Here is a 19,060-nt window from a genome sequence, read left to right on the forward strand (position 1 = left end):
GACCGGGAAGGTCACTTGGCCGGACGGGCACGGACGGCCGCGGGCGCGTCGGTCTCCGGTCCCGGCAGGGCGTCCGCGTCGAGCAGCACCCCGTGGACGTGCGCAGCAAGCTCGGGCAGCGTCGGGTACTCCAGTACGACGGTCGGTGCCAGGCGGACCCGGGTGAACGCGCTGAGCCGGTTGCGGACCTGCACGGCGGACAGGGAGTCGAAGCCCAGCTCGGTGAAGGCGCGTTCGGCGGGGAGATCGGACGGGTCCGTGAAGCCCAGGACGGCCGCGATCTCGGCGCGGATCAACTCGGCCAGCAGAGCGGGACGTTCGGGTGGCGCGACGGCGGCGAGCCGCTCCCGCCAGGCACCGGGCGCCCGTGCGGCGCCGTCCGGGGGTGCCGCGTCGACCGCGGCCGGGCCGCGCGCCGACAGGTCGGCGAGGACGGACGGCGCGCCCGGTCCCGCCGCGGCCCGCAGGTCCAGCGGCACCGGCACCAGGACCGGTTCCGGACGGCGCAGCGCCGCGTCCAGGAGGGCGATGCCCTCCGCCTCGCCGACGGGCAGCACACCGCCCTCCCGCAGCCGGTCCGGCGCGACCCGGCCCGCCATGCCCGCCGCGCCCGCCGTGGCCCACGGCCCCCAGGCCAGCGACTGCGCGGGCAGGCCGCGGGCCACCCGGTAGCGGGCGAGGGCGTCGAGGAACCCGTTCGCGGCGGCGTAGTTCGACTGCCCGGGCCTGCCGAGCACACCGGCGGCCGAGGAGTAGAGCACGAAGGCGGCCAGGCCGAGGCCCTTGGTCGCCTCGTGCAGATGCCAGGCGCCGTCCGCCTTCGGCGCGAGCACGGCCGCGAGCCGCTCGGGCGTCATGGCGTCCGTCATGCCGTCGTCCACCACTCCGGCCAGATGGAAGACCGCGGTGAGCGGCGGCCGGCAGGACGCGACCAGCGCGTCCACGGACGCCCGGTCGCGCACGTCGCACGCCACCACGTCCACGTCGGCGGCCAGTTCGCCCGCCCAGTCCGGGACCTTCCCGTCGCGGCCGGCCAGCAGCAGACGCCGGACCCCGCGTTCGGCGACCAGGTAGCGGGCCAGACTCGCCGCGAGCGCGCCGGTGCCGCCCGTGATGAGGACGGTCCCTTCGGGATCCGGTTCGACGGGCCGCGCGGTCGGCGGATCGGCGCGGACCAGCCGGGGCGCCATGACGACACCGTCGCGCAGCGCCACTTCCGGCTCGCCGGTGCGCAACGCCGCCGCGACCGCCGCGGGTGTGGCGGCGGCACCCTGCCGGTCGACCAGCACGATCCGGCCGGGATGCTCCGACCCGGCGCTGCGGACCAGCCCGGCGACGGCGGCCTCGGCCGGGTCGGGGGAGTCTCCGGTGGCGTTCCCGGTGAGCACCAGCAGCCGGCCCGGCCGTGCGCCGGCGGTCCAGGCGCGCACCCGCTCCAGCACGGCGTCCAGCAGCCCGCGCACCCGGTCGGGCATGGCCGTGTCCGGGGGCAGGGCCGCGGCCAGCCGCGCCACGTCGAGCAACTCGTGCTCCGGGCTCGCGGTGCCAGCCGGTGGCACGGTGCCGACCGGGTTCGCGGTGCCGGTCGGGTTCGCGGTGCCAGCCGGTGGCACGGTCCCGACCGGGTTCGCGGTGCCGGTCGGGCTCGCGCTGTCGGCCGGGCTCGCGGTGCCAGCCGGTGGCACGGTGCCGGCCGGGTTCGCGGTGCCGGTCGGGCTCGCGCTGTCGGCCGGGTTCGCGGTGCCGGTCGGCGGCACGGTGTCGGACGGCGGCAGCGGTCGCCAGGTGAGGCGGTAGGTCTCGGCCGGCGGTCGCGTGGCTGCCGGGATCGCCCGGGTGACCACGGACTCCACGGCGGCCAGCGGCAGCCCGGCTCCGTCGGTGAGGGCGACGCGGAACTCGTCCGGGCCCAGCCGCTGTATCACCGCGTGCCCCGCTGCGGCACCGGTCGCGTGGACTGTCACCCCGGTGCAGATGACCGGCGCCCTCGGCTCCCCGGGCTCCTCGGCCAGCAGTGCCGCGTGCAGTGCCGCGTCGAACAGGGCCGGGTGCAGGGTGTACGACCGCGCGGCCGCCGCCTGCCCGGGCGGCAGCGCCAGTTCGGCGAACGTCTCGCCGTCCCGGTGCCACAGCGCGGTCACCGCGCGGAAGGCGGGCCCGTACCGATGGCCCTGCCCGGCGAGGCCGTCGTAGTCGACGGCGATCCGGTGCGCGTCCGCCGGCGGCCAGGCGCCGGGCCTGTGTCCGGGCGGTGGCCCGGCCGGGCCGGTCGTGGCGGTGGCGTGCCGGGTCCACGGTCCCGGCGTTTCGGCCGGCCGGCCCCAGACGGTGACCGGCCGCCCGCCCGACCGGTCCGGCGCCCCGGCCACCACCTGCACCTGCGCCCCCTGCCCGGGAGCGAGGACGAGCGGCGCGTGCAGGGCCAGTTCGGCCAGCCGGACCGGCCCGCCCGAGCCGTCGGCCCGGGCCGCCAGCTCGGCGAAGACGGTCGCGGGCACCACCACCCGGCCGTCGATTACGTGGTCGGCCAGCCAGGGATGGCGGTCGAGGGACAGCCCCGCGGTGTGCCGGATCGCGGGCCCGTCGGCGTCGGGCACCGGCTCGCCCAGCAGCGGATGGCCGGCCGCGGCCGGCCGCCGGACGGCGTCCAGCCAGTAGCGCTGCCGCCGGAAGGGGTGGGTGGGCAACCGGCGCCGCCGGGCGCCGGAGCCCGCGTACACCGTCCGCCAGTCCACCTCCGCCCCGTGCACATGCAGCGCGGCCAGCGCCTCGACCGTCGTTTGGGCGTCGGCGCAGGAGGCGAACACCGCGCCCGCGTCCGGCCCGACGCACTCCTCGGCCGCCACGCCGAGCGCCGCGGACGGCCCGGCCGCCACGAAGGCCGTGACACCCTCGTCGGCGAGCACGCCCACCGCGTCGGCGAACCGGACCGTCTCGCGCGCCTGCCGCACCCAGTGCTCCGCGGTGGTGAGCGCGTCCGTCTCCGCCCGTCCGGTGAGCGTGGACACGACCGGCACGGAGGGCCGCCGCCCGGTCACCGACTCGGCGACCGCACGGTACTCGGCCAGCGCCGGGTCGAGGAGCGGCGAGTGGAAGGCGTGGCTGACCCGCAGCCTGCGCTGCGGCCTTCCAAGGGCGGTGGCCAGCGCCGTCACCGCGTCCTCGGGCCCGGAGAGCACGACCGACTCCGGTCCGTTGACCGCCGCGACCGCGACGATCCGCCCGGGAACCCCGTCCAGCAGCGGCGTCACCGCGGCCAGCGGCGCCCGCACCGCGATCATCGCGCCGCCGCCGGGCAGGGCCGCCATCAGCCGGCCGCGCGCGGCGACCAGCCGTACCGCGTCGGCCCGGGAGAACACCCCGGCGACATGCGCGGCGGCCAGTTCGCCGACCGAGTGCCCGGCCAGCCGGTCAGGGCGTACGCCGAAGCCGGTGAGGAGGGTGTGCAGGGCCACCGCGTAGGCGAACAGCGCGGGTTGCGCGTAGTCGGTACGGTCCAGCAGGCCCGGGTCGTCGATCGCCTCCAGCAGGGGGCGGTCCAGCCAGGGAGTGAACTCCTCGCACAGACCGGTGAACGCCGCGTCGAAGGCGGGGAAAGCCGCCCGCAGGTCGCGGCCCATCCCCGGGCGCTGGGCTCCCTGGCCGGGGAACAGGAGGGCCACCCTCGGGCGCCGACGCGCGGTGCCCCGCAGCAGCGCCGGAGCGGCCGCGCCGGCGGCCAGGTCGCGCATCCCGCCGAGCAGGCCCTCGGCGTCGGGGGCCAGGACGGCCGCCCGGTGCGTCAGCGGCGCCCGGGTCGTGGCCAGCGAGAACGCGACGTCCAGGGCGTCCGCGTCCTGCCGTACACCGGCCAGGTCGGCCGCCAGGCGCGCGGCGTGCGCGCGCAGCCCGGCCTCGTCACCCCCGCCGACCAGCCAGGGCATCGACGGCAGCCGGTGGGCCGGTCGCGCGGCCGGGTCCGTACCGGCCGTCGCCGCCCCGCCCGCCGCCCCGCCCTCCGCGCCGGCGTCCGGCGGCTCCTCGATGATCACGTGGGCGTTGGTGCCGCCGATACCGAACGACGAGACCGCCGCCCGGCGCGGACGGTCGCGGCGCGGCCACGGGCGGGCCCGGTCGAGCAGCCGTACCGCACCGCCGGACCAGTCGACGTGCGGCGACGGCTGCTCCGCGTACAGCGAGGCGGGCAGTTCCGCGTGGCGCATCGCCTCGATCATCTTGATCAGGCCCGCCATCCCCGACGCCGCCTGGGTGTGCCCCAGGTTCGACTTCACCGAGCCCAGCCACACCGGATCGGCCGGGTCACGGCGCTGCCCGTAGGTCGCGAGCAGGGCGCCCGCCTCGATCGGGTCGCCGAGCGCGGTGCCCGTGCCGTGCCCCTCGACCGCGTCGACGCCGGACCCGTCCAGCCCCGCGTCGGCCAGCGCCCGTCGGATCAGGTCCCGCTGCGCCGCGCCGTTGGGAGCGGTCAGGCCGTTCGACGCGCCGTCCGAGTTGACGGCGGAGCCGCGCAGCACCGCCAGCACCGGATGGCCGTTGCGGCGGGCGTCGGACAGCCGCTCCAGCAGCACCAGACCGACGCCCTCGGCCCAGGCGGTGCCGTCCGCGCCCGCGGCGAACGACCGGCAGCGCCCGTCCGGCGACAGCCCGCGCAGCCGGCTGAACACGACGAACGGCAGCGGATCGGAGAGCACCGTCACCCCGCCCGCCAGCGCCAGCGAACACTCCCCGGCCCGCAGCGACCGGGCCGCCAGGTCCAGCGCCACCAGCGAGGACGAACACGCCGTGTCCAGCGTCAGCGCCGGGCCGCGCAGCCCCAGCGTGTACGCGATCCGGCCGGACGCCACGCTCGGCGACGAGCCGACGCCGAGGTGGGCCTCCAGTTCGCCGGGCGCCCCGCCGCGGCCGTACCCGCCGGCGTGCATCAGGCCGACGAACACGCCGGTGTCGGTTCCGTGCAGCTCCGGCGCCGGGACACCCGCCCGTTCGAAGGTCTCCCAGGCGACCTCCAGGAGCAGCCGCTGCTGGGGATCGGTGGCCAGCGCCTCGCGGGGCGACATGCCGAAGAACAGCGGGTCGAAGTCCGCGACCCCGTCGAGGAACCCGCCGCGGCGGGTGTACGTCGTCCCGGGCCGGTCGGGGTCGGGATGGTGCAGCGAGGCGAGGTCCCAGCCCCGGTCGGCCGGGAAGTCACCGGTGGCGTCGCGCCCTTCCGCCACCAGACGCCACAGGTCCGCGGGGGAGTTCACGCCGCCCGGAAACCGGCAGCCGGCCGCCACGACCGCCACCGGCTCGGCCTCCGGACCACGCCGGGGCCCGGGCCCGGACCCCGGCCTCCCGTCCGGCGCCGTGCCTGCCGTCCCGCCGGGCGCGGTCTCCGCTGTCCCGTTCGGTGCGGTGCCTGCTGTCGCGTGCGGTGCGGTCCTCGCTGTTCCGTTCGGTGCGGTGCCTGCTGTCGCGTGCGGTGCGGTCCTCGCTGTTCCGTTCGGTGCGGTGCCTGCTGTCGCGTCCGGCTCGGCTCCGGCCGTTCCGTCCGGCGCGGATCCGTTCGTCCCGTCCGGCTCGGGTCCCGTTGTCCCGTCCGGCGAGGACCCCGCCACACCGTGCAGCAGCGCGTCCAGGTGGGCGGCGACCGCGGCCGGGTTCGGGTGGTCCCACACCAGCGTGGCCGGCAGCCGCAGCCCGGTGTGGACGGTGAGCCGGTGCCACAGGGTCATGGCGTCCATCGACGCCAGGCCGAGGTCGGCGAACGCCGTGCCCGGATCGGCGGCCCCGCCCCGGATCGCCGCCGTCTCCGCGCACACCAGGTCGGTCAGCGCGGCCCGCCGCTCACCGGGCGTCCGCCCGGCCAGTGCGGCGAGCCCCGGATCCGCCGGGCGGTCGGCGAGCGCCCGACGCAGCAGGGCCCGGCGCGGCTTGCCGCCGGAGGTGCGGGGTACCGCCGGGGCCAGCAGCACCTCCTCGGGCACCTTGTGCGCGGAGAGCAGCGCGGCGCAGGCGCGCAGCAACGGCACCGGATCGAGGTCCGGCCGGTCCGGCACCACGAACGCCACCGGAACCTCACCGAGCAGCGGATGGGCCCGCCCCACCACGGCCGCGTCCCGCACCCCGGGCAGACCGCACAGCGCCCGCTCCACCTCGGCCGGGTCGACGTTCTCGCCGCCGCGCACGATGCGGTCGCCCGCCCGGCCGGTGACGGTCAGGAATCCCTGCTCGTCGAGCCGGCCCAGGTCACCCGTGCGGTACCAGCCGTCGCGCAGGGCGGCCGCGGTCTCCGCGGGCCGGTTGTGGTAGCCGAGCATGACGCCGGGGCCGCGGACCCAGATCTCGCCGTCCGCGCCGTCCCCGCCGGCACCGTCTGCCGGGGCGATCCGTACCTCCATGCCGGGCAGCGGCGTCCCGCTGCTGCCCCGCACCCGTGGCCCGGCGGGCGACTCCACGGCGATCTTGCCGCAGGTCTCGGTGCTGCCGTAGCCGTCCAGCAGCGGGGCACCGAACCGTGCCTCGGCCTCCGCGCGCAGTTCCGGGTCGCTCGGCGCGCCGGCCGTGACGCACAGCCGCAGCGAGGGCACGGCACCCAGTCCGGCGTCCAGCAGCTGCCGGTAGGTGAGGGGTACCCCGGCCAGGACGGTCGGCGCGTACCCGTCGACCAGCCGGACCAGGGCCGCCGGTTCCTGGACCGCGGTGATCCGGGCGCTCGCCCCGGCCATGGTGGTGCCGAGGACGCAGAGCGAGTGGGCGTAGGTGTGCGAGAGGGGCAGCGGCCACAGGACGCGGTCCGCCGCCGACAGCCCGAGCCGGGGCAGATAGCAGGCGGCCGAGGACCACAGGGCCGACCGCTGGCTGGAGACCGCCGCCCTGCCGGTACCCGAGGTTCCGGACGTGTAGAGCAGCCAGGCCGGCTCGTCCAGGCCGAGGTCGTCGGGCGGAGCGGACGACGGTCGCGTGGCCAGCGCCTCCCAGCCGGCCACCCCGTGGGGCACCGGCCCCTCGCCGGTGACCAGCAGCCGGACGGGCCGCCCTGCCGTCAGCCGCGTGATCCGTGGCAGGTTGTGCCGGTCGGTGACCAGCACCGCCGGAGCGCAGTCGGCCAGCAGCTCGGCGAGTTCGGCGTCCGTGGCGCGCGAACCCAGCGGCACCCCGACCGCACCGGCCCGTACCGTGGCCAGCAGCCCCTCGACCAGCTCCACGCCGTCGGCCAGGCAGAAGGCCACCCGGGCCGTGCGGCCCACCCCCAGGCCGGCGGCCAGCCGGGCGGTCCTGCGCTCCAGCCCGGCCCAGTCCACCGACCGCCGGTCATCGGCGAAGGCGACCTTCCCGCCGTACCGCACGGAGTTCTCGACGAGCAACTCCGCAACCGGCCGCACGGTCACCGCGCGCTCCACTCCCACCAGGCCCCCCTTGGTGCAACGACGTTGCCGGCCATCCCTGTTGGCGAGCGTACGGACGACCGCACCGGGGCCGTACGCGGCGCGCTGGGCCGGGCACTCTCCCGGTAGGAGGGCGCCGCCGGGGCCGGGGTTGCACCGCGTGCGCGAGCGGCGTTTTCTGGAAGTATCCGATGGTGAAACCAGAGCGCCCGGAGTTGCGGCACGGACCGGGGCGCTGTCCCGGCCGTTTCTCCCGGCCAGGCCTCGGCCCGCGCGACACGCCGTAGCCCGGCGTTCGACGCGGAGGTGAGCCAGGTGAAAGCCGTCGTCTACGAGAAGCCCTTCAGCGTCACGATCAGAGACGTCGACGATCCGCGGATACAGCACCCGAACGACGTGCTGGTACGGGTCACATCGACGGCCATCTGCGGATCCGACCTGCACATGTACGAGGGGCGCACGGCCGCCGAGGCCGGCATCGTCTTCGGGCACGAGAACCTCGGCATCGTCGAGGAGACCGGCTCCGGCGTGACCTCGCTGTCCGAGGGCGACCGGGTGGTCATGCCCTTCAACGTCGCCTGCGGTTTCTGCAAGAACTGCCTGGCCGGCAAGACCGGCTTCTGCCTCACGGTCAATCCGGGCTTCGCCGGCGGGGCCTACGGCTATGTGGCCATGGGCCCCTACAAGGGCGGCCAGGCCGAGCTGCTGCGCGTGCCGTTCGCCGACTTCAACTGCCTGAAGCTGCCGCCGGGCAACGAGTTCGAGACCGACTTCGTGCTGCTCGCGGACATCTTCCCGACCGGCTACCACGGCTGTGAGCTGGCCCGGGTGTCCCCGGGTGAGAGCGTCGCCGTTTTCGGAGCCGGCCCCGTCGGGCTGATGGCCGCGTACTCCGCGCTGCTGCGCGGTGCGGCCAAGGTGTTCTCGGTCGACCGCGTGCCCGAGCGGCTCGCCAAGGCCGAGCAGATCGGAGCGATACCGATCGACTTCACCCAGGGCGACCCGGCCGAGCAGATCAAGGAACACACCCGGGGCGAGGGCACGGACAAGGGCGTCGACGCCGTCGGCTACCAGGCCCAGGCACACGACGCGAGCCACGAGGAACCCGCCGTCGTCCTGAACGCCCTCGTCGACACGGTACGGCCGACGGGCATGCTCGGCGTTCCGGGCCTGTACGTCCCGTCCGACCCGGGCGGACCCGACGAGCACGCGAAGCACGGTCTGCTGCTGGTGTCCATCGGCAGGATGTTCGAGAAGGGCCAGCAGATGGGCACCGGACAGTGCAACGTCAAGCAGTACAACCGCCAGTTGCGTGACCTGATCATCGCGGGGCGGGCCAAGCCCAGCTTCGTGGTCTCCCACGAGCTGCCGCTGGAGGACGCACCGAGCGCCTACGAGAAGTTCGACCAGCGGATCGAGGGCTACACCAAGGTCGTCCTGCACCCGGGGCACGCTCTCGCGGCGTAGCGGCGGCGACGGCACAGCGCGGCGGGCCGGTCACGTCGGCGGGGAGCCGGCGTGCGTCCGGTGATCCACCCGGCGGACCGGGGACGGGAACCGGGGTCAGCCCTGCGGCTTCCCCCGGCCCCCGCCCCGTACGCGACCGGAATCGCGCCGTTAGCTCGGGCGTCCCGCGGGAGTGTTCCGGTCCTCCCCGGCCACCGGCGCGGCACCGCCGGGTTCCGGGCCCGTGGCCGGCGCCGGTGCCGCCCGGTCGGCTTGGCCCGGCCACCAGGCCGCGTGGCCGATCAGCGCCGTGAGGCTCGGGGTGAAGAACATCGCCATGACGAAGGCGGCCACCGCGATGCCGAAGGAGACGGCGAAACCCATCTCCGTGAGCAGCGCGTTGCCCGCCAGCATCATCGTGGCGAAGGTCGCCGCCAGGATGAAGCCCGCCGCGGCCACCGTCGGCCCGGCATGCCGCAGTGCCATGCCGGCCGCCTCGCGCGGCTCCCGGCCCTCGCGGGCCTCCTCACGGAGCCGGGCGATCATGAGGATGTTGTAGTCCGTGCCGATGGCGACCACGAAGAGATACATGATCACCGGGAGCATGAACATCAGACCCGGCTTGTTCTGCGCGTCCTGGAAGATCCAGACCGTGGCGCCGAGCGTGGCGCCGAAGCCGAGCCCGACCGAGGCCATCAGGTACCAGGGGGCGACCACGCTGCGCAGCAGCAGCCCCAGGATCACCATGATCAGCAGGGCGGCGACGGGGAACACCGTGCGGTAGTCGTGGTTGACCGCCGAGTCGATGTCCTTGTAGATCGAGGACATGCCGCCGACGAGCGCCTCGGTCCCCGCGGGGGCGTCGGCGTGCGCGACGTCCCGCACCCGGCCCACGGCGTCTATCGCCTTGTCCGTGGACGCCTCGTACTTGAGGGTGACGGTGAAGTCGGCCGTGGTCCCGGCCTTGTTCACCTGGGCCATCCGGGCGCTCGCGACGCCGTCCACGGCCCCGAGCTTCTGCGCGTACGCGTCGAAGGAGGACGTGTCCAGCGGCTTGCCGTCGGTGCTGGAGAGGTAGACGTCGGTGGGCGCGGCGGCACCGGCCGAGTACGCCTTCTGCATCTGGTCCTGGACGACCATGGACTCCTTGGTCTTGGGCATCGAGCCCGAAGCCAGGTCGAACGTGGCGTGGTAGCCCAGTGTGCCCAGCGACAGCACGAGCAGGACCAGGCCGGAGGCCGCCGCGGTCAGTCCGGGGCGGCGCTGCACACCACGGCCCAGGGCCGCGAAACGGGCGTTCGCCGGCTCCCGCTGCCAGGACTTCGACGGCCAGAACACCTTCGGGCCGATGAGCGAGACCACGGCCGGGATCAGCGTCAGTCCCGCGATCAGCGTGACGGAGACCGCGATGGCCAGCGCCGGGCCCATCTGCTTCAGGAAGCCCAGCGTGGAGAGCACCAGCGCCAGGAAGGCGATGATGACCGCGCCGGCCGCCGAGGCGATCGCCTCACCGACCCGGCCGACCGCGTTGACCATGGCCTCCTTGGGTTCGTCACCCGCGCGCAGGCGTTCGCGGTAGCGGAACATCAGGAACAGGAAGTAGTCCGTGCCCACGCCGAACAGCACGACGATCAGGATCGACGACACGGAACTGTTGGCCTGCAGGTCGAACAGCTTGGTGGCGTACGCGATCAGCCCGTTGGCGATGGCCGACACCACGCCGATCACCACCAGGGGCAGGAACGCCAGGATCGGCGCCCGGAAGATGATCAGCAGAGTCACCAGGATGATCACGAAGGTGCCGATGCCGATCAGCGCCTCGCCGCGCTTGGACGAGTCCTGCTGGTCGAGGGCCTGCGCGGCCGAACCGCCCAGCTTGACCTCCAGGTTCGTGCCCCTGGCCAGTTGTTTGACGTCGTCGCGCAGCACCTTGGCCGCGTCCGCCTGCACCGGCTGTCCGGCGTTCTTGCTGTCCATCTGCACCAGGATCAGGTCGTACCTGCCGTCCTTCGACGGCTGGCTGGGGACGACCTTCTGGACCTGGTCGATGTGCTTGCCGCTCAGCTCGGTGGCGAACCGGGCGACGTCCTTCTTGTCGTCGGCGGTGAGCTTGCCGCCGTCGGTGCGCTGGTAGAGCGCTATCGCGGACGGGGTGAAGGTGCTGGGGAACGCCTTCACCTGCAGTTCGGCCGCTTTGATGGACTCGTAACTCTTGGGCAGGAAGCTGCTCTCGTCGCTGTTCGAGGGCAGGCTCGGGGCGGTGGCGACGATCGCCACCGCCGCGATCAGCCATGCCACGATCGTCCAGACTGGATGTCGGACGACGGCACTGCCAATTCGTCGGAACATGCGGAAGGTCCTCCTGGTTAGGAAGATCACCGCAGCCCGGGGAGCGGACCCTGGCATCGGCGACCCCGACCGGCGCGCGTTCCAACGGGCCGGTCGCATGGTTGTCTTGACGCCATATGTTAGGGATCAGCTGTGAAGATCGGTCCAGTGGGTTTTCGGCACGGCGTGTTCCTGCGCCTTTCCCGGCGCCCGCCGGCGGCCCTGTCATCTGTACGGCGGCGGCCCGGTCGGCGACCATCGAAGACGTGATCGCGGCACCGTCGCCCGTCCCCGAAAGGGCCGAACCATGTCAACGACCGGTCAATGGCAGCTGCGCGCCGCGTTCGCGGAGCGGCTCTCGGAGATGTACGGCCGGGAGGTGCCCGCCTACACGACGCTGGTGGACGTCTCCCGCGAGGTCAACGAGGACGTGCTGCGCGCCCGCGGAGCCGACGCCGAGCGCCTCGGCTCCATCGGCAGGGTCACCGCCGAGCGGCACGGCGCCATCCGCGTCGGCACACCGCGCGAACTGCACCAGGTCGCCCGGGTCTTCGGTGCCCTCGGCATGCACCCGGTCGGCTTCTACGACCTGCGGGAGGCCGCGGCCAGCGCCGTCCCCGTCGTCTCCACCGCCTTCCGCCCGGTCGACGGCGGGGAACTCGCCCGCAACCCCTTCCGGGTGTTCACCTCCCTGCTCACACCCGCCGACCCGCGCTTCTTCGACGCGGACCTGCGCGCCCGCCTGGAGACCTTCCTCGCCGCCCGCGAACTCTTCCCGCCGGAGCTGCTCACGCTGGCCGACCGCGCCGCCGCCGACGGCGAACTGCCGCCGGACGACGCCGAGCGCTTCCTCCGACTGGCCGTGCAGGCCTTCGAGTTGTCGGCCGAGCCGGTGGACCGGGCCTGGTACCGCACCCTGGAGAAGGTCTCCGCCGTCGCCGCCGACATCGGCGGCGTCCGCAGCACCCACATCAACCACCTCACCCCGCGCGTCCTGGACATCGACGAGCTGTACCGCCGGATGACCGACCGCGGCATCGAGATGATCGACACCATCCAGGGCCCGCCCGCCTGGCAGGGCCCCGACGTCCTGCTGCGCCAGACCTCCTTCCGCGCCCTGGCCGAACCCCGCGCGATGCGCACCGAGGACGGCAGTGTCGTCGGCGGCGCCCTGCGGGTGCGCTTCGGCGAGGTCGAGGCCCGCGGCATCGCCCTCACCCGGGCGGGACGCGCCCTCTACGACGAGCTCCTCGGCCTCGTCGACGAGCAGGCGGCCCGGCACCCGACGACAGCCCGCGACGACATCGCACGCGCCGTGTGGGAGCGCCACCTGCCCGGCAGCGAGGCGGAACTGGCGGCCCGGGGACTGGCGTACTTCACCTACCGGGCCGCCGACGACCGGCCGCTCGACGGCCGCACCCCGCCCACCGGCATCGCCGAACTGGTCCGGCAGGGCTGGGTACGCGCCGAACCGATCGTCTACGAGGACTTCCTGCCCCGCTCCGCCGCCGGCATCTTCCAGTCCAACCTCGGCGGCGAGGGCACCCGCGACAACAGCCGGCAGGGCGCCGCCCACGACGCAGACTGGCTCTCCGGCGCCATCGGCCGCGAGGTCCTCGACCCCTTCGCCCTCTACGAGCAGCAGCAGAACCGTTCCCTCGCCCGGACCGCCCGGGCCCTGGGCCTCACCGGCCCCATCCGCTGACCCCTCACACCCCCGGAGGACCAGGATGACCAGCACCGCGCTGCCCACCACGGACGAACTGCGCACCCGCGCCCGGACCTGCCTGCGCAACCTCGGCGCGGAACCCGCCGAGGGCGACGACCTCCCGGCCCGCACCCCCGTCACCGGCGAACACCTCTTCGGGCTGCGGGCGGCCACCGCCACCGACGTCGAAGAGGCCCTCGCGGCCGCCCGCGCCGCCTTCCTGACCTGGCGCACCACCCCCGCCCCGCGCCGCGGCGACCTGGTCCGCCGCCTCGGGGAGCTGCTGCGCGAGCACAAGAGCGACCTGGCCGACCTGGTCACCGTCGAGGCGGGCAAGATCCGCTCCGAGGCGCTCGGCGAGGTCCAGGAGATGATCGACATCTGCGACTTCGCGGTCGGCCTCTCCCGGCAGCTGTACGGCCGTACGATCGCCTCCGAACGCCCCGGCCACCGGCTGGCCGAGACCTGGCACCCGCTCGGCGTGGTCGGTGTCGTCTCCGCCTTCAACTTCCCGGTGGCCGTGTGGTCCTGGAACACCGCCGTCGCCCTGGTCTGCGGCGACACCGTGGTCTGGAAGCCCTCGGAACTCACCCCGCTGACCGCCCTGGCCTGTCACCGCCTGCTGGCCCGGGCCGCCGAGGAGACCGGCGCCCCACGCGACGTGCACCGCCTCCTGCTCGGCGACCGCACCGTCGGCGAGCGGCTCGTCGACGACCCGCGGGTGGCCCTGGTCAGTGCCACCGGCTCCACCCGCATGGGCCGCGAGGTCGGTCCCCGCGTCGCCGCCCGCTTCGGCCGCAGCCTGCTGGAGCTCGGCGGCAACAACGCCGCGATCGTCGCCCCCTCCGCCGACCTCGACCTCGCCGTCCAGAGCATCGTCTTCGCCGCGGCCGGCACGGCGGGCCAGCGCTGCACCACACTCCGCCGGCTCATCGTCCACCGCGACCTCGCCGACACCCTCGCCGAGCGCCTGACGACCGTCTACGGCAGGCTCCCCGTCGGCAACCCGTTCGACGCCACGACCCTGGTCGGCCCGCTCGTCACCACCGGCGCCCTCGACCGCATGCGGCACGCCCTCACCCGCGTCCAGGCCGAGGGCGGCAAACTCCTGGCCGGCGGCAACCGCCGGCTGGCCGAGGCGGCCCCCGCGGCGGCCTACACCGAGCCCGCCCTGGTCCGCGTCCACGAACAGACCGACGTCGTACGGGAGGAGACCTTCGCACCGATCCTGTACGTCCTCGGCTACGACACCCTCGACGAGGCGATCGCGCTCCACAACGACGTCCCGCAGGGCCTGTCGTCCAGCATCTTCACCCGCGACCAGCGCGAGGCCGAGCTCTTCCTCTCCGCCGCCGGGTCGGACTGCGGCATCGCCAACGTCAACATCGGCACCTCCGGAGCCGAGATCGGCGGCGCCTTCGGCGGCGAGAAGGACACCGGCGGCGGCCGCGAGTCCGGCTCCGACGCCTGGAAGGCGTACATGCGCTCGGCCACCAACACGGTCAACTACTCCGGCGAACTCACCCTGGCCCAGGGCGTCAGCTTCCTCTGACCACCCGTCAGACGTCCTCCCGGAAGCGGGTGGCCAGTTCGCTCACCTTCAGCAGCCTGCCCGCGTTGATCAGGCAGCGCAACTCGCCCTGCCTGTCCCGGGAGACGACGACGGGCCGGCGGCCGATGTACGTCGTGAAGCAGTCCCCGGTCGCCGGGATCTGGCTCTCGTGCGCGAGATGGACCCAGTTCCGCTCGAAGATGTGCCGCATCTCCGGTTCGAAGAACTCCTCGTCGGTGAAGACACTGCGCCGGATGCGGTGCACACCGCTGTCCGGGTCCTCCACGAGAGCGTCGTCGACGATGGTCCGCGCCCGGCTGAAGTCCTCGGCCATGATCCCGTCCCTTTTGCTCCGCACAGGCCGCCCGGTCTTCAGCCGCCTGTCGCCGTTCCTCTTCAGCACCATGTCAGCGCGGTGAAGGGCCGGCCCCGGACATTCCCCCAGGGTTGGCCCAGGGGGATACTGATATCTCGCGCGTCTCAATACGATCCAATCAAGTATTTGTGTGGTATGGGACCGGCTCTCTACGCTGAGCGCATTCGAGGGCCCCGAAAAGGAGAGGGGCAGCCCGATGGAGCTCAGGCACCTCCGGTATTTCGTGGTCGTCGCCGAGACCCGGCATTTCGGAAAGGCCGCGGAACGCCTGCACATGGCCCAGCCGCCGCTCTCCCAGGCGATCCGCCGCCTGGAATCGGAACTGGGCGTGGAGCTGTTCACCCGCACCACCCGGCAGGTCGCCCTGACCGGCGCCGGCGAGGTGTTCCGCAGGGACGCGGAGCACATCCTCAAGGCCGTCGACGAGGCGGTGGCCCGGGTGGGCCGTTTCTCCGCGGGCGTCGACGGGGTGCTCCGGGTCGGCCTGACCGGCTCCGCCTCGTACCGCCAGCTGCCCGCCCTGGCACGGCTGCTGAAAAGGGAGTTGCCGCACGTGAGAATGGAGGTGCACACCGAGATGCTGACCCCCGCCCAGGAGGCCGGGCTGACCGAGCGCCGCCTCGACGTCGGCCTGCTGCGGCCGCCCGTCCGGCAGGAGGGCATCGCCCAGCGCGCCCTCGCCGACGAACCGCTGGTGGCCGCCGTACCGGCCGGGCACCGGCTCGCCGAGGCCGACCTGGTCCGCATCGAGCAGCTCCGCCACGAGGACTTCATCATGTACGGCGCCACGCTCGGCTCCGTCGTCAACGACGCCGTCGTGCGCAGCTGCCTCGCCTCCGGCTACTACCCGCACTGCGCCTACGAGGTCACCGAGACCTCGGCCGCCCTCGCCCTGGTCGCCGCCGGGCTCGGCGTCGCCGTCCTGCCCGACTCGGTCCGCTCGGCGCCCCGCGAGGGCGTCCTGTGCAAGGACATCGAGGACGCCCTGTCCGTACCGCTCGTGCTCGCCTGGCGGGAGGACGACGAGTCCCCGCTGCTGCGCAACCTCCTCACGGTGCTGGAGCGGAACGAGATGTTCCTCGACCGGGGCGAGCGGGACGACCAAGGCGAGCGGGACGACCGGGGCGACGGACGCGAAGGAGCGGCATGAAGATCGTCCGGGTGGAGGCCATCCCCTTCGCCATCCCCTACGCGAAGCCACTGCGGTTCGCGAGCGGCGAGGTGCACACCGCCGACCACGTCCTGGTCCGGGTGCACACCGACGACGGCCTCACCGGCACCGCCGAAGCACCCCCGAGGCCCTACACCTACGGCGAGACCCAGGAGTCGATCGTCGCCGTCATCGACAGGATCTTCGCCCCGCAGATCCTCGGCCTGACCGCCCTGGAACGCGAGGCCGTGCACGCCCGCCTGGACCGGACCGTCGGCAACCCCACCGCCAAGGCCGCCCTCGACATGGCCCTGTGGGACGTCCTCGGCCAGGCCGCCGGCATGCCGGTCTCCGGCCTCCTCGGCGGCTACACCGACCGGATGCGGGTCAGCCACATGGTCGGCTTCGCCCCGGCGGCGGAGATGGTCGCGGAGGCCGAACGCGTCCGGGACACCTACGGCGTCACCACCTTCAAGGTGAAGGTCGGCCGCCAGCCGTACACCGACGACGTCACCGCCTGCCGCGCCCTGCGCGAGGCCCTCGGCCCGGACGTCGACCTGTACATCGACGGCAACCGCGGCTGGACCGCCTCCCAGTCGGCGCGCGCCCTGCGCGAGATGGCCGACCTGGACCTCACCTTCGCCGAGGAACTCTGCCCCGCCGACGACGTACTGGGCCGCCGCTGGCTCGTCGCGCAGAGCCCGGTCCCCTTCATCGCCGACGAGAGCGCCACCCGGGCCGCCGAGGTGACCCGCGAACTCCTCGGCGGCTCCGCCACCGCCGTCAGCGTCAAGACCGCCCGCACCGGCTTCACCGCCTCCCAGCGCGTGCTGCACGAGTGCGAGGGCCTGGGCGTGGAAGTGGTGATGGGCAATCAGATCGACGGCCAGATCGGCACGTTGTGCACGGTCGCCTTCGGCGCCGCGCACCGCTCCTCCTCGCGCCACCCCGGCGAGCTGTCCAACTTCCTCGACATGACCGACGACCTCCTCACCGAGCCGCTGACCATCGAGAACGGCACCCTGCGCAGCCGCGAGGGCGCCGGACTCGGCATCGACATCGACCCCGAGAAGCTGGCGCGCTACCGCCAGGACCGCTGACTCTCGCAATTCCAGGGACGGGAACACCATGACCGACACAGCCACCGAGCAGAGCGCCACCGCCGCCGCCTCCGGAGCCGCCGCCACCGAGCAGTTCCGCAACAAGCAGCGCACCGGCACGGACGGCACCGACACCCGGCGCGTCGACACCCTCGTCACCGAACTCCTCACCGCCGCCCACGACATCATCCGCCGCCACCGGCTCACCTACACCGAGTACGACGCCCTGAAGTCCTGGCTCATCCAGGTCGGCGAGGACGGCGAGTGGCCGCTCTTCCTCGACGTGTGGCTGGAACACGTCGTCGAGGAGGTCGCCAACGAGAGCCGTGAGGGCAGCAAGGGCACCATCGAGGGCCCGTACTACGTCCCCGGCGCCCCGGACCTGCCCGCCGACACCGCCCTGCCCATGCGGGCGGACGAGGCCGGCACCCCCTTCCTCTTCCAGGGGCACGTGACGGGCGTGGACGGGACCCCGCTGCCCGGCGCGTCCGTGGAGATCTGGCACGCGGACGACGACGGCTACTACTCGCAGTTCGCCCCGGGCCTGCCCGAATGGAACCTGCGCGGTGCGGTCACCGCCGACGGCACCGGCCGCTTCCGGATCCGCACGGTCCAGCCGGCGCCCTACCAGATCCCCACCGACGGCTCCTGCGGCCGCCTCATCGCCGCCGCGGGCTGGCACGCCTGGCGCCCCGCCCACCTGCACCTGAAGGTCTCCGCACCGGGCCATCGACTGATCACCACCCAGCTGTACTTCAAGGGCGACGAACACGTCGCCGACGACATCGCCTCCGCGGTCAAGCCCGAACTGGTCCTCGACCCGGGCCCGTCGGCGGACGGCACCGGCCGCGAGGTGACCTACGACTTCGTGCTCGACAAGGCGTGATGCACCGTGCTCTTCGCGGTACGGATGGACGTCTCGATCCCGCGCGACCTCGACCCCGAGGTCCGCGCGGACCTGGTGGCCCGTGAGAAGGCCTACTGCCAGGACCTGCAGAAGTCGGGGGAGTGGCGGCACATCTGGCGGTGCGCCGGCCAGTACGCCAACATCAGCGTCTTCGACGTCGCCGACAACGACGCCCTCCACCGGCTCCTCTGGAACCTGCCGCTCTTCCCCTACCTGACCATCGAGGTGACCCCCCTGGCCCAGCACCCCTCGGACCTGGCGGCCGGCTGACGGACAAGCCGTCGTGCGGGTCCCGGTACGTCGTCAGCGCGAGCAGACCACGGTGACCAGGGTGAAGGCAGCGAAGAAGGGGCCCTCGGAGAGCGAGGTGAACCACCGGCGGCCACGTGCCGCGTCGACGTGGCCGTCCCGGATGGCCTGGTGCATGTTCCGGCCTAGCCCGAGGGTGTGATCCGCGTCCTGGAAGTCCAGGAAGACGGGCGTCGTGGCCCGTACCGTCTCGACGGCGAAACCCGCGCGCTCCGCGCGGCGGGCCAGGCTGCGGCCGATCGTGGCGTGGCGCACCGCTTCCGACGTGGTGTAGCGCGTGAACGCGCGGCTGGTGTCGAGGTCCTCCGCGTCGACCACGAGGGTGTCCCAGTCCGGCTCGGCCAGACCGATCCGCGCCCCCGGCCGGGTGACCAGGCGGAGTTGCTCCAGCACTCCGGCCGGGTCGGTGACGTGCATGAGGACCCGGTCGACCTTGGCCCGGTCCACCGTGCCGCGCTCGACGGGGAGGGCGTGGGCGTCCGCCTCGCGGATCCGGACCGTCGGCAGGTGGCCGGTGCGTCGACGGGCCTCGGCCAGCATGGCCGGGTCGCTGTCGACTCCGATCACCGTGCCGCTCGCACCGACACGTTCTGCCAGCGCGGGAAGGTCTGTGCCCGGTCCGCACCCCACGTCGAGCGCGGTCTGGCCCGGCTGGACGTCCAGCAGTTCCATCAGCTCCTGCTTGTAGCCGCGGCCGGCGGCACTGGTCGCGGCACGCAGCATGTAGGCGGCCTGGTCGGGCTGCGGTACACCGAGAGAGGTCGACATGCGGGAAGTGAAGCACGGGCGCCTGAAGTCCGCCGTGTGGCGACGGAGT

General features: G+C 73.9%; 11 protein-coding genes. 7 read left to right on the forward strand and 4 right to left on the reverse strand.

Annotation, left to right across the window (positions count from 1 at the left end; genetic code table 11):
* Positions 1 to 11: 11 nt before the first annotated feature.
* The gene (locus tag ACFZB3_RS07725) at positions 12 to 7,388 is read right to left on the reverse strand and encodes an SDR family NAD(P)-dependent oxidoreductase (protein WP_391371294.1); all 7,377 of its coding nucleotides are present in this window, start codon (positions 7,386 to 7,388) and stop codon (positions 12 to 14) included.
* 294 nt (positions 7,389 to 7,682) lie between these two features.
* Between ACFZB3_RS07725 and ACFZB3_RS07730 the strand changes: the two genes are divergently transcribed.
* The gene (locus ACFZB3_RS07730; RefSeq protein ID WP_391371296.1) at positions 7,683 to 8,834 is read left to right on the forward strand and encodes an alcohol dehydrogenase catalytic domain-containing protein; all 1,152 of its coding nucleotides are present in this window, start codon (positions 7,683 to 7,685) and stop codon (positions 8,832 to 8,834) included.
* 150 nt (positions 8,835 to 8,984) lie between these two features.
* Here the strand turns inward: ACFZB3_RS07730 and ACFZB3_RS07735 are convergent, their stop codons facing one another.
* Complete coding sequence (locus ACFZB3_RS07735; RefSeq protein ID WP_391371299.1) at positions 8,985 to 11,162, reverse strand: MMPL family transporter; 2,178 nt, start codon at positions 11,160 to 11,162, stop codon at positions 8,985 to 8,987.
* A 286-nt stretch (positions 11,163 to 11,448) separates the two neighbouring features.
* Here ACFZB3_RS07735 and ACFZB3_RS07740 point away from each other — a divergent pair, with 286 nt between their 5' ends.
* The gene (locus ACFZB3_RS07740; protein WP_391371302.1) at positions 11,449 to 12,846 is read left to right on the forward strand and encodes a 2-oxoadipate dioxygenase/decarboxylase family protein; all 1,398 of its coding nucleotides are present in this window, start codon (positions 11,449 to 11,451) and stop codon (positions 12,844 to 12,846) included.
* A gap of 25 nt (positions 12,847 to 12,871) precedes the next feature.
* Entirely contained in the window at positions 12,872 to 14,401 is a 1,530-nt protein-coding gene (locus tag ACFZB3_RS07745; protein WP_391371304.1) for an aldehyde dehydrogenase family protein, read from the forward strand.
* Positions 14,402 to 14,408: 7 nt separating this feature from the next.
* Here ACFZB3_RS07745 and ACFZB3_RS07750 read toward each other — a convergent pair whose 3' ends face one another.
* The gene (locus ACFZB3_RS07750; RefSeq protein ID WP_391371307.1) at positions 14,409 to 14,735 is read right to left on the reverse strand and encodes a Rieske 2Fe-2S domain-containing protein; all 327 of its coding nucleotides are present in this window, start codon (positions 14,733 to 14,735) and stop codon (positions 14,409 to 14,411) included.
* 238 nt (positions 14,736 to 14,973) lie between these two features.
* Between ACFZB3_RS07750 and ACFZB3_RS07755 the strand changes: the two genes are divergently transcribed.
* Genes ACFZB3_RS07755 through catC form a run of 4 tightly spaced genes read left to right on the forward strand, consistent with a single transcriptional unit; the run spans position 14,974 to position 18,204 of the window.
* On the forward strand, positions 14,974 to 15,927 hold the full coding sequence (locus ACFZB3_RS07755; protein ID WP_391371310.1) for a LysR substrate-binding domain-containing protein: 954 nt from the start codon (positions 14,974 to 14,976) through the stop codon (positions 15,925 to 15,927).
* Positions 15,924 to 17,027 (forward strand): enolase C-terminal domain-like protein, encoded by a 1,104-nt coding sequence (locus tag ACFZB3_RS07760; protein WP_391371313.1) that lies wholly within the window; start codon positions 15,924 to 15,926, stop codon positions 17,025 to 17,027. The genes ACFZB3_RS07755 and ACFZB3_RS07760 overlap by 4 nt, the downstream gene beginning before the upstream one ends.
* Positions 17,028 to 17,055: 28 nt before the next feature.
* Entirely contained in the window at positions 17,056 to 17,913 is an 858-nt protein-coding gene (gene catA / locus ACFZB3_RS07765) for a catechol 1,2-dioxygenase (protein WP_391371316.1), read from the forward strand.
* A gap of 6 nt (positions 17,914 to 17,919) precedes the next feature.
* On the forward strand, positions 17,920 to 18,204 hold the full coding sequence (catC, locus tag ACFZB3_RS07770; protein ID WP_391371319.1) for a muconolactone Delta-isomerase: 285 nt from the start codon (positions 17,920 to 17,922) through the stop codon (positions 18,202 to 18,204).
* A 33-nt stretch (positions 18,205 to 18,237) separates the two neighbouring features.
* On the opposite strand, the gene ACFZB3_RS07775 is transcribed toward catC, so the two are convergent.
* Entirely contained in the window at positions 18,238 to 19,011 is a 774-nt protein-coding gene (locus ACFZB3_RS07775) for a methyltransferase domain-containing protein (RefSeq protein ID WP_391371321.1), read from the reverse strand.
* Positions 19,012 to 19,060: the final 49 nt, after the last annotated feature.

The sequence above is a fragment of the Streptomyces sp. NPDC008092 genome, assembly GCF_042957285.1.
GTDB lineage: Bacteria > Actinomycetota > Actinomycetes > Streptomycetales > Streptomycetaceae > Streptomyces.

Bases quoted from the DNA above. Each gene is read 5' to 3' on its own strand.
- ACFZB3_RS07735 (WP_391371299.1), bottom strand. From the start codon at position 11,162: ATGTTCCGACGAATTGGCAGTGCCGTCGTCCGACATCCAGTCTGGACG.
- ACFZB3_RS07740 (WP_391371302.1), top strand. From the start codon at position 11,449: ATGTCAACGACCGGTCAATGGCAGCTGCGCGCCGCGTTCGCGGAGCGG.
- ACFZB3_RS07745 (WP_391371304.1), top strand. From the start codon at position 12,872: ATGACCAGCACCGCGCTGCCCACCACGGACGAACTGCGCACCCGCGCC.
- ACFZB3_RS07750 (WP_391371307.1), bottom strand. From the start codon at position 14,735: ATGGCCGAGGACTTCAGCCGGGCGCGGACCATCGTCGACGACGCTCTC.
- ACFZB3_RS07755 (WP_391371310.1), top strand. From the start codon at position 14,974: ATGGAGCTCAGGCACCTCCGGTATTTCGTGGTCGTCGCCGAGACCCGG.
- ACFZB3_RS07760 (WP_391371313.1), top strand. From the start codon at position 15,924: ATGAAGATCGTCCGGGTGGAGGCCATCCCCTTCGCCATCCCCTACGCG.
- catA (WP_391371316.1), top strand. From the start codon at position 17,056: ATGACCGACACAGCCACCGAGCAGAGCGCCACCGCCGCCGCCTCCGGA.
- ACFZB3_RS07775 (WP_391371321.1), bottom strand. From the start codon at position 19,011: ATGTCGACCTCTCTCGGTGTACCGCAGCCCGACCAGGCCGCCTACATG.